We start from the raw sequence: 15,125 nt of genomic DNA, 5'->3' as shown, positions 1-15,125 counted from the left end.
AAGTGAATGTTCCGTGAGAATTCGTTGAAAATCGGCCCCGGCTGGGGCCTTAAAAAGGAATAAAAATCGCCATGTTACTACCCTGGCTAATATTAATTCCCTTCATTGGTGGGTTCCTGTGCTGGCAGACCGAACGCTTTGGCGTGAAGATGCCGCGCTGGATTGCGCTGATCACCATGGGATTGACGCTCGCGCTTGGTCTGCAACTGTGGTTGCAGGGCGGCTATTCTCTGACCCAGTCTGCGGGTATTCCGCAGTGGCAGTCTGAATTTATCCTGCCGTGGATACCGCGCTTTGGTATCACAATCCACCTCGCCATCGACGGTCTGTCGCTGCTGATGGTGGTGCTGACCGGTCTGCTCGGCGTTCTGGCGGTGCTCTGTTCCTGGAACGAGATTCAAAAATACCAGGGCTTCTTCCACCTGAACCTGATGTGGATCCTGGGCGGCGTTATCGGCGTGTTCCTTGCCATCGACATGTTCCTGTTCTTCTTCTTCTGGGAGATGATGCTGGTGCCGATGTACTTCCTGATCGCGCTGTGGGGCCATAAGGCATCCGACGGTAAAACGCGTATCACGGCGGCCACCAAGTTCTTCATCTACACCCAGGCGAGTGGTCTGGTGATGTTGATTGCCATCCTGGCGCTGGTGTTCGTGCATTACAACGCGACCGGTGTCTGGACCTTCAACTATCAGGACCTGCTGAAAACGCCAATGTCTCATGGCGTCGAATACCTGCTGATGCTGGGCTTCTTCATTGCGTTTGCGGTGAAAATGCCGGTGGTTCCGTTGCACGGCTGGCTGCCAGACGCGCACTCCCAGGCACCCACGGCGGGTTCCGTTGACCTGGCGGGGATCTTGCTGAAAACCGCGGCCTACGGTCTGCTGCGCTTTGCGCTGCCGCTGTTCCCGAACGCCTCCGCGGAGTTTGCACCGATTGCGATGTGGCTCGGTGTGATTGGTATCTTCTACGGCGCATGGATGGCTTTCACGCAGTACGACATCAAACGTCTTATCGCGTACACCTCCGTTTCCCACATGGGCTTCGTGCTGATTGCCATCTACACCGGCAGCCAGCTGGCGTACCAGGGGGCGGTGATTCAGATGATTGCACACGGTCTGTCTGCGGCGGGTCTCTTCATCCTCTGTGGTCAGCTGTACGAACGTCTGCATACCCGTGACATGCGCATGATGGGCGGTCTGTGGAGCAAAATTAAGTGGTTGCCAGCTCTGTCGATGTTCTTCGCAGTGGCGACGCTGGGTATGCCGGGTACCGGTAACTTTGTCGGCGAATTCATGATTCTGTTCGGCAGCTTTAAAGTGGTTCCGGTCATTACGGTTATCTCCACTTTCGGCCTGGTCTTCGCGTCCGTTTACTCGCTGGCGATGCTGCATCGCGCTTACTTCGGTAAAGCGAAGAGCCAAATCGCGGCGCAAGAACTGCCGGGAATGTCGCTGCGCGAACTGTTCATCGTTCTGCTGCTGGTCGTACTGCTGGTGCTGCTGGGCTTCTATCCGCAGCCGATTCTGGATACCTCGCATTCCGCGATGGGTAACATCCAGCAGTGGTTTGTTAATTCTGCTTCTAATACAAGGCTGTAAATCGCCATGACAATAACTCCACAACAACTGATCGCGCTGCTACCGCTGCTGATCGTCGGATTGACGGTGGTGGTTGTGATGCTCTCCATTGCGTGGCGACGCAATCACTTCCTGAATGCCACACTGTCGGTTTTAGGTCTGAACGCTGCGTTAGTCTCCCTCTGGTTTGTTGGCCAGGCGGGCGCAATGGATGTCACCCCGCTGATGCGCGTTGACGGTTTTGCGATGCTGTACACCGGGCTGGTCCTGCTGGCGAGCCTGGCGACCTGTACCTTTGCTTACCCTTGGCTCGAAGGCTACAACGACAACAAAGAAGAGTTTTACCTGCTGGTTCTGATTGCCGCCCTCGGCGGGATCCTGCTGGCGAACGCGAACCATCTCGCGGCCCTGTTCCTCGGTATTGAGTTGATCTCACTGCCGCTGTTCGGCCTGATTGGTTATGCGTTCCGTCAGAAGCGCTCTCTGGAAGCGAGTATCAAGTATACGATTCTGTCTGCTGCCGCCTCGTCTTTCCTGCTGTTTGGTATGGCGCTGTTGTACGCACAGTCCGGTAACCTGTCGTTCGTGGCACTCGGTAAGAGCCTCGGCGACAACATGCTGCACGAACCGCTGCTGCTGGCGGGTCTGGGCATGATGATTGTCGGTCTTGGCTTTAAACTCTCTCTGGTTCCGTTCCACCTGTGGACGCCAGACGTGTATCAGGGCGCTCCGGCTCCTGTCTCCACCTTCCTGGCGACAGCGAGTAAAATCGCGATCTTCGGTGTGGTAATGCGTCTGTTCCTGTACGCTCCAGTGGGTGACAGCGAAGCGGTGCGCGTGGTGCTCGGCATTATCGCCTTCGCCTCCATCATCTTCGGTAACCTGATGGCGCTGAGCCAGACCAACATCAAGCGTCTGCTTGGTTATTCGTCTATCTCCCACCTGGGTTATCTGCTGGTGGCGCTGATTGCCCTGCAGAGCGGCTCCATGTCGATGGAAACCGTCGGTGTTTACCTGGCCGGTTACCTGTTCAGCAGCCTCGGCGCGTTCGGCGTCGTGAGTCTGATGTCCAGCCCATACCGTGGTCCGGATGCCGATTCACTGTTCTCCTACCGTGGTCTGTTCTGGCACCGTCCGATTCTGTCTGCGGTAATGACGGTGATGATGCTGTCACTGGCGGGTATCCCGATGACGCTGGGCTTTATCGGTAAGTTCTACGTGCTGGCCGTCGGTGTACAGTCTGGCCTGTGGTGGCTGACGGCTGCGGTGGTTATCGGCTCCGCAATCGGTCTGTACTACTACCTGCGTGTGGCGGTGAGCCTGTATCTGTCGGCGCCACAGCAGCTGAACCGCGATGCACCAACCAACTGGCAGTACAGCGCCGGCGGTATTGTGGTGCTGATCTCCGCGCTGCTGGTACTGATCTTCGGTATCTATCCGCAGCCGCTGATCACCCTGGTGCAGCATGCGATGCCGCTGATGTAATTGCCTCAGACATAAAAAAACCCGCCTCGGCGGGTTTTTTATTGCGGGTGAGCAAAGCGCCACCCGGCAATCAGACTCATATCAAGCCAGCTGTTTGCGGCTAATCAACGGCCCATCAATCTTCTTCATCGACCGATCCAGCACTTCCTCAATCACCGATGAAAGCTCGTTAAGCTCAAACTTCGCCACGTAGCCATCGGCCTTCACCTTGCGGATATGGTCTTCGTTGGCGTTTCCGGACAGGGAGGAGTGGATCACCACCGGAATATGCTTGAGGATCTCGTCAGATTTGATTTTGCGCGTCAGCGTAAACCCGTCCATCTCCGGCATTTCGAGGTCGGTCAGCACCAGCGCGATTTTATCGGTGATCGGCACGCCTTCGGCCTGCGCCTGTGCAGCCAGCACGCCAATTTTTTCCCACGCTTCTTTGCCGGTAATATGCAGCTGGGCCGGGATGTTCATCGCCTCCAGCCCTTTTTCCAGCATGGAGCGGGCAACCTTAGAATCTTCCGCCACAATCGCCACCGCACCAGGCTTGATGTTGAATTTGCTGATTTTCAGGTTATTGGCGTGCAGATCGTGGTTCGCCGGGGTGATGTCATACAAAATCTGTTCAACGTCCAGCACCATCGCCAGATCGTTGGTATCCGTCTCTTCATCGAGGCAGGCGATGCTGGTGATGTAGCGTCCGCTGACGGCGGTTTCCGCCGCATGGACCTGCTTCCAGTCCAGACGCATGATGTTTTCTACCGACTCCACGGCAAACGCCTGCACGCTACGGGCATACTCAGTGATCAGCAGAATGTTCAAACCGGTGGCGGGTTTACAGCCAGCCACCGCCGAAAGATCGATGACCGGGATCACCTGATCGCGAATATTCACCATTCCCATCAGCGGCGACTTCATGCCCGCGGGCTTGGTGAATTCCGGCATCGGTACAATTTCACGCAGCTTAAAAACGTTAATGCCAAACAGCTCAGACTTGTTCTCATTCAACGAGGTACCGAGGCGGAACAGCAACAGTTCAAACCGGTTCGACAGGGTCAGATTGGCCCTGTCATCAATATCTTTCTGGAAATTATCCATTTTACCCTCAAGTGAGATGCTTGCCTTTTAATCGTTATCGGCACGCCGAGGGAAAAGTGAAGGGCTAAACGCAAACCTGCATGAAATCGTGGGCCAGCTCGCACTCTTTGAACACTTCCCGGCACTCCGCCAGCAGCGCCGCGCAGCCCTGGGCATCGTAGCGAGAGCTGACGTGGGTGACGATCAGTTTCTGCACGCCTGCGTCTCTGGCAAGGGTTGCCGCCTGACGCGTAGAGCTATGCCCACGGCTGTTGGCTTTCTCTTCCATCGCCGTCTCAAGGGTCGCCTCGTGGACCAGCAGGTCAACGTTGTGCGCCAGAAGCAGCGCTTCAGGGCAGGGCGCCGTATCGCCAAATATCGCCACTTTTTTACCGGGAACCGGGGCCGCGAGATAGGCCTGACCGTCAACAACGCGGCCGTCATCCAGCGTCACGGTTTCGCCATTTTTCAGCTGCTGGAACAGCGGGCCTGGTTTGATGCCGTCGGCAATCAGCGCGGCGGCGTCCAGTGCGCCGGGTTTGTCGTGTTCATCCACACGATAGCCGTAGCACTCCACCGGATGATTCAGCGGCTGCGCGGTCACCGTAAAACGCGCGTCCTGGAATACCACGCCTTCAGCAATCTCGATCACCTCCAGCGGATAATCGGTCCAAGACCCGCTCAGGCGCAGGGTGGTCTCGACAAAAGCCTGAATGCCCTTCGGACCGTAGATCGTCAGCGGTCTGGCGTTTCCGGCCATCGAGCGGCTGCAAAGCAGCCCTGGCAGACCAAACAGATGGTCGCCGTGCAGGTGAGTGATAAAAATTTTATCCAGCTTGCCGGGGTGATACGCGGTGTGTAACAGCTGATGCTGCGTCCCTTCACCACAGTCGAAAAGCCATAAACCCGCGTGCGTCGGGTGCTGTAAATCGAGCAGGATTGCCGTCACATTTCGTGATCGGGTTGGCACACCGGCGGATGTACCGAGAAAAATCAGTTCCATAACATCATCAGACTCTATGACTCACGAGAAGTGTTTAGTATAACGGGATGATACTTAAGAAGGAGCCTGACATGATCCAGTGGCAAGATTTACATCACAGTGAACTGACCGTTTCCGCCCTTTACGCGTTACTCAAATTACGTTGCGAAGTGTTTGTCGTCGAGCAGACCTGCCCCTATCAGGATATCGACGGCGATGACCTGGTCGGTGAGAACCGCCATATCCTCGGCTGGAAAGATGACGCGCTGGTGGCGTATGCGAGGATTCTGAAAAGTGAAGACGATTTCGACCCGGTGGTGATTGGTCGGGTGATCATCAGCAGTAACGCGCGAGGTGAAAAACTCGGCTATAAGCTGATGGAGCAGACGCTCGAATCCTGCAAAAAACAGTGGCCAGACAAGGCGTTATATCTCGGCGCGCAGGCGCATCTGCAGCCATTCTATGCCCACTTTGGGTTCGCCCCGGTGACAGAGGTGTACGACGAAGATGGTATTCCACATATCGGCATGGCGAGGGAAGCGAAACAGGCGTAATAGCCTGTCGTTGTCTATAGTTAGGGACTGAAGCACTCACATGGAGAAAAATATGTCATTTCAATCCTGGGATTCTCGTATCGACGACGACCTGGCGCTGCTTAGTGAAACACTGGAAGAGGTGCTGCGCTCTTCAGGCGACCCGGCAGACCAAAAGTATATTGAGCTGAAAGCGCGTGCTGAACAGGCGCTGGAAGAGGTCAAACACCGCGTCAGCAATGCCTCCGACAACTACTATTACCGCGCCAAAAAAGCGGTCTATCGTGCCGATGATTACGTGCACGAAAAACCGTGGCAGGGCATTGGCGTAGGGGCGGCTGCCGGCCTGGTGCTGGGGCTTCTGCTCTCCCGCCGCTAAGTTTATGCAAAAACGGTGACCCCTCCCTAAACGTGGGTACTGCTTTTTACGGTAAGTACCCCGTATAATGTGAGGTTTTAACAGGGAGAGGTCAGCGTGCATTCGATTTCAATTGCGATTGAACGTCTTGGTCATTTTCTGGCTCAAGCGTTTCCGCCGACACCCGGCACGCGTCATGTCGACGTCTCTTTCCCGTTAAACGATGCCTTCGATCCCCTGGCCTGGCTGGGTGCTCAGGTGGCCTATCCTCAGTTTTACTGGCAACAGCGTAGTGGTGAGGAAGAGCTGGCCGCCCTCGGCGCGGTGCACCATTTCTCGTCACTCACGCTCGCCCGTCAGTTTCTCCAGACTCACGAACTTTCCGACGATACCCGTATTTGCGGCCTGAATGCGTTTGCTCCTGAAAAGAGCCACCTGTTTCTGCCGCGCCTGCTCTGGCTGCGTCTGGGGGGCGTGGCGACACTGCGACTGAACCTGTCGAGCGACCATTCGCTTGCGGATGATGCGCAGCAGGCGAGAGCCTTTTTACAGCAGCTCTCACCCGCCAGAACAATCACCCCGCTTGCTCCGCACAAGGTGCGCGAAACGCATCTACCTGAAAAACCGGAGTGGCTGCGGCTGATTTCGCAGGCCACCGAGACCATTGCCAGCGGTGCATTCGAAAAAGTGGTGCTGGCGCGGGCGACGGATTTGCACTTTGATCGGGGCATCAACGCCATCGCTCTGATGGCAGCCAGCCGTCGCCTGAACTTCAACTGCTACCATTTCTGCATGGTATTCGACGCCCACAGCGCGTTTATGGGCTCCTCGCCGGAGCGCTTGTGGCGTCGACGCGGCAACCACCTTCGCACCGAAGCGCTGGCGGGCACCGTGGCTAGTCATCCTGACGATCGCCAGGCACAGCATCTGGGCGAATGGCTGCTGGCCGACGACAAAAACCAGCGTGAAAACATGCTGGTGGTGGAAGACATCTGTCAGCGGCTACAGCACCATACCCAGGCGCTGGAAGTGCTTCCGGCGCAAATCGTTCGTCTGCGCAAGGTGCAGCATTTGCGCCGCTGTATATGGACCGATTTAAAACACCCCGATGACGAGCAGTGCCTCCAGCTATTGCAGCCGACGGCCGCTGTCGCCGGTTTGCCGCGCCTGTCAGCACGCGATTTTATTCAGACACATGAACCGTTCGACCGGGAGTGGTACGCCGGATCGGCCGGATACCTCTCTTTGGCACAAAGTGAGTTTTGCGTGGCGCTTCGCAGCGCGCGCGTCAGTGATTCAGCAGTCAGACTGTACGCCGGGGCAGGGATTGTCAGTGGGTCCGTGCCAGAGGACGAGTGGCAGGAGATAGAAAACAAAGCCGCAGGGCTGAGAACACTGCTCCTTATGGATTAATACTGAGTCGCACATTCCCGATTCATATCAAAATTCAATCACTCTCTATTATTTATACTGTGTCTTAATATTGATACCGGACAATTTCATGTCAGTAAGTTCTTTTAACCGCCGCTGGGCGACGGTCATTCTTGAAGCCCTGACGCGCCATGGCGTCAGGCATGTGTGTATTGCGCCGGGCTCACGTTCTACGCCGCTGACGCTGGCGGCGGCAGAAAACCGGGCGTTTATTCATCACACCCATTTTGATGAACGCGGTCTTGGTCATCTGGCGCTCGGGCTGGCAAAAGTCAGCCAGGCACCCGTGGCGGTGATTGTGACGTCCGGTACGGCGGTGGCGAATCTCTATCCGGCCCTGATTGAAGCCGGGCTGACGGGCGAAAAACTCATTCTTCTCACCGCCGATCGTCCGCCCGAACTGATCGACTGCGGCGCCAACCAGGCGATCCGCCAGCCGGGTATCTTTGCTTCTCATCCATCCCAGTCGATCGCGTTACCGCGCCCGACTCAGGACATTCCCGCCAACTGGGTGGTCTCGACGCTTGATAACGCGCTCGGCTCCCTGCGCAGTGGCGCATTGCATATCAACTGCCCGTTCGCCGAACCGCTGTACGGCGAAATGGACGACACCGGCCTTGAGTGGCAGCAAGCCCTCGGCAACTGGTGGCGCAGCGATAAACCCTGGCTGCGCGTACAAACTCATCTTGAAAGCGCCAGACAGCGCGACTGGTTTTTCTGGCGACAAAAGCGCGGCGTCGTTCTCGCCGGGCGCATGAGCGCCGCCGAAGGCAAGATGGTGGCCGAATGGGCGCAAACCCTGGGCTGGCCGCTAATTGGCGATGTGCTTTCGCAAACCGGGCAGCCGCTGCCGTGCGCCGATCTCTGGCTGGGAAATGCCAAAGCGGTAACGGAACTGTCGCAGGCACAAATCGTGGTTCAGCTCGGCTCAAGCCTCACGGGTAAACGCCTGTTACAGTGGCAGGCCACCTGCGATCCGGAAGAGTACTGGCTGGTGGACCCGCTGGAAGGACGGCTGGATCCAGCGCACCATCGCGGGCGTCGTCTGGTCAGCACCATCGACGAATGGCTGGATGCGCATCCGGCGGAAAAACGTCAGCCATGGGCGACGGATATCCCGGCCTTGTCGCGTCAGGCCTGGGAGTTAACCTCCCGCCAGTGCGAAGGCTTTGGCGAGGCTGAGCTGGCGCACCGCATCCGCCACTATCTGCCGGAGCAGGGCCAGCTGTTTGTCGGCAACAGCCTGGTGGTGCGTCTGATTGATGCCCTGTCAAAACTGCCGGCCGGGTATCCGGTCTACAGCAACCGTGGCGCCAGCGGGATTGACGGTTTGATCTCTACGGCGGCGGGCGTGCAGCGCGCCAGCGCGAAATCGACCCTGGCGATTGTCGGGGATTTATCGGCGCTGTATGACCTGAACGCGCTGGCACTGCTGCGCCAGGTCTCTGCGCCGTTTGTGCTGATTGTGGTGAACAATAACGGCGGGCAGATTTTCTCCCTGCTGCCGACGCCGCAAAGCGAGCGCGAGCGTTTCTATCTGATGCCGCAAAACGTACAGTTTGAACACGCCGCGGCGATGTTTAGCCTCAAATACCATCGTCCGGAGAGCTGGGCCGATCTCGACGACGCGCTCAGTCGCGCCTGGCGGCAGCCGGGCACCACGCTGATTGAGCTGGTGGTCAACGATTCCGACGGCGCGCAGACGCTGCAAAGCCTGCTCGCCCAGGTGAGCCATCTATGATTCTGGCCGGTCAAAGGCGTGCCGGTAAGCCAGGGTTGCCCTGGCTGGTCTTCCTGCACGGTTTTTCCGGCGACTGTCGCGAATGGCAGACGGTGGGCGCGATGGTGCCCGACAATCCGCAGCTGTATCTGGATCTCCCAGGGCACGGCGGTTCACAGGATATTGCCGTCTCTGGGTTCAGCGACGTGAGCCAGCTGCTGACCAATACTCTACTTAGTTACAACATACTTAACTACTGGCTGGTGGGGTACTCCCTCGGCGGCCGCGTTGCGATGGTTCATGCCTGTCAGCAGCCGAAAGGGCTGGCGGGGCTGATTGTCGAGGGCGGTCATCCGGGCCTGTGCGACGCGAAAGCGCGAGAGGCGCGAGCCGAATCTGACCGCCGCTGGGCGCAACGTTTTCGCGATGAACCACTGCTGTCAGTTTTTCGTGCCTGGTATCAACAGCCAGTTTTTGCCTCGCTGACTGACGCGCAGCGTGACGAACTCATCACCCTGCGCAGCCAAAATAACGGCGCGACGCTTGCCTCCATGCTGCAGGCCACATCCCTGGCGAACCAACCTGATTTACGCGCGGCGCTGAACGCCCGCACAACGCCTTTTCACTATGTGTATGGCGAGCGCGACGAGAAGTTTGCAGCCCTCGCGGCTGAACTTAACGCCGAACGCCATGTGATTCCCAATGCCGGACACAACGCCCACCGGGACAATTCCGCTGCGGTTGCCGCGAGTCTGGCGCAGATACTGCGTTTTCGAATAAAGGACATCCCATGATCTACCCTGATGAACAAATGCTGTATGCCCCCGTTGAATGGCAAGACTGCTCCGAAGGCTATACGGATATTCGTTACCACAAATCGACGGACGGCATTGCCAAAATCACCATCAACCGCCCTCAGGTGCGTAACGCGTTTCGTCCCCTGACCGTGAAAGAGATGATGCAGGCGCTGGCCGATGCACGTTACGACGATAACGTCGGCGTCATCGTTCTGACCGGCGAAGGCGACAAAGCTTTCTGCGCGGGCGGCGATCAGAAAGTACGCGGCGACTACGGCGGATATCAGGATGACTCCGGCGTACATCACCTGAATGTGCTCGACTTCCAGCGCCAGATCCGCACCTGTCCAAAACCTGTCGTGGCGATGGTTGCTGGCTACTCCATCGGTGGCGGCCACGTGTTGCACATGATGTGTGATCTGACGATTGCCGCAGAGAACGCCATTTTCGGCCAGACCGGTCCGAAAGTCGGCTCCTTCGACGGCGGCTGGGGTGCGTCCTATATGGCGCGCATTGTCGGTCAGAAAAAAGCGCGTGAAATCTGGTTCCTGTGCCGTCAGTACGACGCCAAAGAGGCGCTGGATATGGGACTTGTCAACACGGTGGTGCCCATTGCCGATCTGGAAAAAGAGACCGTTCGCTGGTGTCGCGAAATGCTGCAAAACAGCCCAATGGCGCTGCGCTGCCTGAAAGCGGCGCTGAACGCCGACTGTGACGGTCAGGCCGGTCTGCAGGAGCTGGCGGGTAACGCCACTATGTTGTTCTACATGACCGAAGAAGGGCAGGAAGGCCGCAACGCGTTTAACGAAAAACGCCAGCCGGACTTCAGCAAATACAAACGGAATCCGTAATGCGTCGCGCGCAGGTTTACCGCTGGCAGATACCCATGGACGCGGGCGTGGTGCTGCGTGAACGGCGGTTAAAAACCCGTGACGGTCTTTTCGTCCATCTGCAGCAGGGCGAAAAGCAGGGCTGGGGCGAAATCTCGCCGCTGCCGGGCTTTAGCCTTGAGTCCCTTGAGGACGCCCAGGCCGCGCTGCTGAGCTGGGTGAATGCCTGGCGCGAAGGGGCTTCTCCGGCACTGCCGGAGGTGCCTTCTGCCGCCTTCGGTATTAGCTGCGCGCTGGCCGAGCTGGACGGCACGCTGCCGGACGCGGCGGATTACCGCGCCGCGCCGCTCTGCTCGGGCGATCCGGACGAGCTGTTTGCCGCCCTTAGCGCTATGCCCGGCGAGAAAGTCGCCAAGGTCAAAGTGGGCCTGTACGAAGCCGTACGCGATGGCATGGTGGTCAACCTGCTGCTCGAAGCGATTCCGGATTTGCGTCTGCGTCTGGATGCAAACCGCGCGTGGACGCCGCTCAAGGCGCAGCAGTTCGCGAAGTACGTCAATCCGGCATATCGCGATCGCATCGCATTTATGGAAGAGCCGTGCAAAACCCGCGACGACTCGCGCGCCTTTGCTAAGGAGACGGGAATTGCCATTGCCTGGGATGAAAGCCTGCGTGAAGCGGATTTCCAGTTTCTCGCCGAGCCGGGCGTAAGTGCGGTGGTGATCAAGCCGACGCTGACGGGCAGCCTGGACACGGTGCGCAAGCAGGTGGCTGCGGCCCACGCTCTCGGCCTGACGGCGGTGATAAGTTCCTCCATTGAGTCGAGCCTTGGCCTGACGCAACTGGCGCGGATTGCCGCGTGGCTCACCCCGCAGACCATTCCGGGGCTGGATACGCTCAATCTGATGCAGGCCCAGCTGGTGCGTCGCTGGCCGGAGAATACGCTCCCGCTGGTGGACGTTGAGGCGCTGGAGCCACTGCTATGAGCTTTACCGACTGGCCGTGGCGGCACTGGTGTCAGCAAAAAGCCGACAAACCCGCGCTGCGCCTGAACAGTGACACGCTGACCTGGCATCAGCTGTGCCAGCGCGTTGATGCGCTGGCAAGCGGCTTCCGTCAGCAGGGCGTGCAGGATGGCGACGGGGTAATGCTGATGGCGCAAAACCATCCCAGCACTCTGCTGGCCTGGCTGGCATTACTGCAATGCGGCGCGCGGATTTTACCCGTCAACCCGCAGCTTCCACGTCCGCTGCTGAATGTATTAATTCCCCAGATGACGTTACGTTTTGCGCTGGTGCTGGACGGCGAGTTCGACGGATTGCCACCGGTGTTGATGCGCGAATCAGCAGGTCACTACGCCGCCCCCTGGCAACCCGCGCGGCTGGCGTCCATGACGCTCACCTCCGGGTCCACCGGTCTGCCAAAAGCGGCGGTACATACCTGCGACGCGCATCTTGCCAGCGCGCAGGGGGTGCTCTCTCTGATGCCTTATGGCGACGATGAAGACTGGCTGCTTTCCCTGCCTCTTTTTCATGTCTCCGGACAGGGGATTTTGTGGCGTTGGCTGCTGGCCGGCGCGCGATTAACCGTGCGTGAAAAACAGCCCCTTGAGCGGATGCTGGAGGGCTGCACGCATGCCTCGCTGGTGCCGACGCAGCTCTGGCGTTTGCTGAATCACCCTGATCCTGTCGCTCTTAGGGCCGTCCTGCTGGGCGGCGCGGCGATCCCCGTTGAGTTAACCCTTCGGGCGCAAGAGCAGGGGATCAAAACCTGGTGCGGATACGGGCTGACGGAATTCGCCTCGACAGTTTGTGCCAAAGAAGCCGACGGGCAACCGGATGTCGGGAATGCGCTACCGGGGCGCGAGGTCAAGATTGTTGAAGGTGAGGTCTGGCTCCGGGCAAAAAGTATGGCCAGCGGCTACTGGCGCGACGGCGGATTAACGCCGCTTGCCAATGCGCAAGGCTGGTTCGCTACCCGCGATCGCGGAGAGTTACATGACGGCCGTCTGACTCTTGTCGGGCGCATGGATAATCTCTTTTTCAGCGGCGGAGAAGGCATTCAGCCGGAAGAGCTGGAGCGCGTCATTAGCGGGCATCCGCTGATTCATCAGGTTTTCATCGTGCCGCTGGACGACGCCGAATTTGGTCAGCGACCGGTGGCGGTGGTCGAATGCGCAGAAAACGCGGATATCACGACCTTCCCGGAGTGGGTGGGCGATAAGCTGGCGCGTTTCCAGCAGCCGCGGCACTGGCTGGTTTTGCCCGCTGAGCTAAAAAGCGGCGGGATCAAAATCTCCCGTCGGGCGCTGCAGCAGTGGGTGAACGCTTTTCTGAAAGGTTAGCGTTTTCAGGCAGCGGCGGCGGCGGGCTAACGCCAGAAAGTTTCAAATCGTTACAATCTAAACGTCATACGCACCGATAGCGCATTGATCCCTGGATTTCTCGGGTTAAAATCGCGCGGTTTTGGGATATCTATTTTAAATGAGTGCGGGATCACGACAATGAAAAAAGTGGCATTACTGGGCCTGAGCGGCCTGATGTTTGTATCTGCGGCGGCAAATGCAATCTCTTTTAGCGGCCAGGCGGGTAAGGATTACACCCACCTCGGTTTTGGCATGGGCACAGAGACGTCTGGCCTGGCGATGACCGGCGGCTGGACTCATAACGATGACGACGGCGATGCCGCGAGCCTCGGTCTGGGTCTTAACATCCCGCTGGGTCCATTCCTGGCGACCGTTGGCGGGAAAGGTATCTACACTAACCCGAACGACGGCGACGAAGGCTACGCAGCAGCAGTGGGCGGCGGTTTGCAGTGGAAAATCGGCGACAGCTTCGGTCTGTTTGGTGAGTACTACTACTCTCCGGATTCCCTCTCCAGCGGTATCGACAGCTATGAAGAAGCCAACGCCGGTGCGCGCTGGACCATCATGCGTCCGATCACCATCGAAGCCGGTTATCGCTACCTGAACCTCGCCGGTAAAGACGGCAACCGCGACAACGCGCTGGCCGATGGCCCGTACGTGGGCGTGAGCGCAGGATTCTGATTTTAGGGTGCGGCGTCCTGCCGCACCTGTTTCTCTCTTCCCCCCACATCTGATTGCGCTATAGTGTTTCCACTAAATAAGTGGGAGAACACGATGATAAGCGTGGAAATGTTGTCCACTGGCGACGAAGTGCTGCATGGACAAATTACCGATACCAATGCGGCCTGGCTGGCCAATTTTTTCTTTGAGCAGGGTTTACCGTTAACGCGCCGTAATACCGTCGGCGATAGCCTCGAGTCGCTGGTCAACGTGCTACGTGAGCGCAGCGAACATGCGGATGTCCTGATCGTCAACGGTGGCCTCGGGCCAACCAGCGACGACCTCAGCGCCCTGGCAGCGGCGACGGCCAAAGGCGAAGGGCTGGTGCTGCATAAAGAGTGGCTGGTGCAGATGGAGCGCTTCTTCAGCGAGCGTGGCCGGGTGATGGCGCCCAGCAACCGCAAGCAGGCGGAAATCCCCGCCAGCGCCGAGTTTATTAATAATCCAGTCGGCACGGCCTGCGGTTTTGCGGTCAAGCTGAACCGCTGCCTGATGTTCTTTACCCCCGGCGTTCCCTCTGAATTTAAAGTGATGGTCGAGCAGGAAATTATGCCGCGCCTGCGCGAGCGGTTCACACTGCCAGAGCCGCCGATTTGCCTGCGCCTCACCACCTTTGGCCGTTCGGAAAGCGATCTGGCGCAAAGTCTCGATCCCCTTGAGCTGCCGGAAGGGGTATCGATGGGCTACCGCTCCTCAATGCCCATTATCGAGCTGAAACTGACCGGCCCGGCGACGCAAAAAGCGGCGATGCTGGCGGCATGGCCTGAGGTGCAGCGCGTAGCGGGTGAAAATCTGATCTTTGAAGGCACGGAAGGATTACCGGCGCAAATCGCCCGTCATCTTCAGGAGCGTCAATTGAGCCTGACCCTGAGCGAGCAGTTCACCGGCGGTTTGCTGGCGCTGCAACTCTCGCGGGCTAACGCCTCGCTGCTGGCGAGTGAAGTGGTGCCTTCGCAGGAAGAGACGCTCGCGCAAACCGCCCACTGGACGGCCGATCGTCGGGTCAACCATTTCGCCGGACTGGCGCTGGCGGTGACTGGCCTTGAAGATGAGCATCTCAACTTTGCCCTCGCCACACCGCAGGGCACTCACGCACTGCGCGTGAAAATGAGTGCCACGCGCTACAGCCTGCAGGTACGCCAGGAGGTGTGTGCGATGATGGCGTTGAATATGCTGCGCCGCTGGCTGAATGGCAAAGAGGTCGCCAGCGATCATGGCTGGATTGAGGTGGTGGAAACACTGTTTATCGAGTGAAAAAA

At 58.3% G+C, this 15,125-nt stretch carries 14 protein-coding genes; 12 read left to right on the top strand and 2 right to left on the bottom strand.

The window, feature by feature from the left end; translation table 11 throughout:
* The first annotated feature begins 71 nt into the window (after positions 1 to 71).
* Both nuoM and nuoN read left to right on the top strand, forming a co-directional pair.
* Positions 72 to 1,601: an NADH-quinone oxidoreductase subunit M gene (gene nuoM, locus ACB496_RS14810; RefSeq protein WP_100779456.1), complete on the top strand. Its 1,530-nt coding sequence runs from the start codon at positions 72 to 74 to the stop codon at positions 1,599 to 1,601.
* A 6-nt stretch (positions 1,602 to 1,607) separates the two neighbouring features.
* Positions 1,608 to 3,065, top strand: a complete 1,458-nt coding sequence (gene nuoN / locus ACB496_RS14805) for an NADH-quinone oxidoreductase subunit NuoN (RefSeq protein ID WP_100779457.1) — start codon at positions 1,608 to 1,610, stop codon at positions 3,063 to 3,065.
* An 81-nt stretch (positions 3,066 to 3,146) separates the two neighbouring features.
* On the opposite strand, the gene ACB496_RS14800 is transcribed toward nuoN, so the two are convergent.
* Both ACB496_RS14800 and rnz read right to left on the bottom strand, forming a co-directional pair.
* Complete coding sequence (locus tag ACB496_RS14800; RefSeq protein WP_100779458.1) at positions 3,147 to 4,151, bottom strand: chemotaxis protein; 1,005 nt, start codon at positions 4,149 to 4,151, stop codon at positions 3,147 to 3,149.
* Positions 4,152 to 4,215: 64 nt separating this feature from the next.
* Positions 4,216 to 5,133 (bottom strand): ribonuclease Z, encoded by a 918-nt coding sequence (rnz, locus tag ACB496_RS14795; protein ID WP_371972941.1) that lies wholly within the window; start codon positions 5,131 to 5,133, stop codon positions 4,216 to 4,218.
* Positions 5,134 to 5,204: 71 nt separating this feature from the next.
* On the opposite strand from rnz, the gene ACB496_RS14790 reads away from it, so the two are divergent.
* From ACB496_RS14790 to ACB496_RS14745, 10 genes are all read left to right on the top strand, one after another.
* Positions 5,205 to 5,666 (top strand): GNAT family N-acetyltransferase, encoded by a 462-nt coding sequence (locus tag ACB496_RS14790; RefSeq protein ID WP_100779460.1) that lies wholly within the window; start codon positions 5,205 to 5,207, stop codon positions 5,664 to 5,666.
* Positions 5,667 to 5,718: 52 nt separating this feature from the next.
* Positions 5,719 to 6,024: a stress response protein ElaB gene (gene elaB, locus ACB496_RS14785; protein WP_100780844.1), complete on the top strand. Its 306-nt coding sequence runs from the start codon at positions 5,719 to 5,721 to the stop codon at positions 6,022 to 6,024.
* A gap of 96 nt (positions 6,025 to 6,120) precedes the next feature.
* Positions 6,121 to 7,416 (top strand): isochorismate synthase MenF, encoded by a 1,296-nt coding sequence (gene menF / locus ACB496_RS14780; RefSeq protein WP_371972940.1) that lies wholly within the window; start codon positions 6,121 to 6,123, stop codon positions 7,414 to 7,416.
* An 88-nt stretch (positions 7,417 to 7,504) separates the two neighbouring features.
* On the top strand, positions 7,505 to 9,175 hold the full coding sequence (menD, locus tag ACB496_RS14775; protein WP_371972939.1) for a 2-succinyl-5-enolpyruvyl-6-hydroxy-3-cyclohexene-1-carboxylic-acid synthase: 1,671 nt from the start codon (positions 7,505 to 7,507) through the stop codon (positions 9,173 to 9,175).
* Entirely contained in the window at positions 9,172 to 9,948 is a 777-nt protein-coding gene (menH, locus tag ACB496_RS14770; protein WP_371972938.1) for a 2-succinyl-6-hydroxy-2,4-cyclohexadiene-1-carboxylate synthase, read from the top strand. The genes menD and menH overlap by 4 nt, the downstream gene beginning before the upstream one ends.
* Positions 9,945 to 10,802: a 1,4-dihydroxy-2-naphthoyl-CoA synthase gene (gene menB, locus ACB496_RS14765; protein WP_100779464.1), complete on the top strand. Its 858-nt coding sequence runs from the start codon at positions 9,945 to 9,947 to the stop codon at positions 10,800 to 10,802. Before menH ends, menB begins: the two co-directional genes overlap by 4 nt.
* The gene (menC, locus tag ACB496_RS14760) at positions 10,802 to 11,767 is read left to right on the top strand and encodes an o-succinylbenzoate synthase (protein ID WP_371972937.1); all 966 of its coding nucleotides are present in this window, start codon (positions 10,802 to 10,804) and stop codon (positions 11,765 to 11,767) included. The genes menB and menC overlap by 1 nt, the downstream gene beginning before the upstream one ends.
* Positions 11,764 to 13,125 (top strand): o-succinylbenzoate--CoA ligase, encoded by a 1,362-nt coding sequence (menE, locus tag ACB496_RS14755; protein ID WP_371972936.1) that lies wholly within the window; start codon positions 11,764 to 11,766, stop codon positions 13,123 to 13,125. Before menC ends, menE begins: the two co-directional genes overlap by 4 nt.
* 159 nt (positions 13,126 to 13,284) lie before the next feature.
* On the top strand, positions 13,285 to 13,827 hold the full coding sequence (locus ACB496_RS14750) for a YfaZ family outer membrane protein (RefSeq protein WP_100779467.1): 543 nt from the start codon (positions 13,285 to 13,287) through the stop codon (positions 13,825 to 13,827).
* A gap of 93 nt (positions 13,828 to 13,920) precedes the next feature.
* Positions 13,921 to 15,120 carry a nicotinamide mononucleotide deamidase-related protein YfaY gene (locus tag ACB496_RS14745; RefSeq protein ID WP_100779468.1) on the top strand — a complete coding sequence of 400 codons (1,200 nt, stop codon included), beginning with the start codon at positions 13,921 to 13,923 and terminating at the stop codon, positions 15,118 to 15,120.
* Positions 15,121 to 15,125 lie beyond the last annotated feature (5 nt).

This window comes from Lelliottia nimipressuralis, assembly GCF_041464075.1.
Lineage (GTDB): Bacteria > Pseudomonadota > Gammaproteobacteria > Enterobacterales > Enterobacteriaceae > Enterobacter > Enterobacter nimipressuralis.
This window is presented reverse-complemented; position numbering and strand designations above follow the sequence as displayed.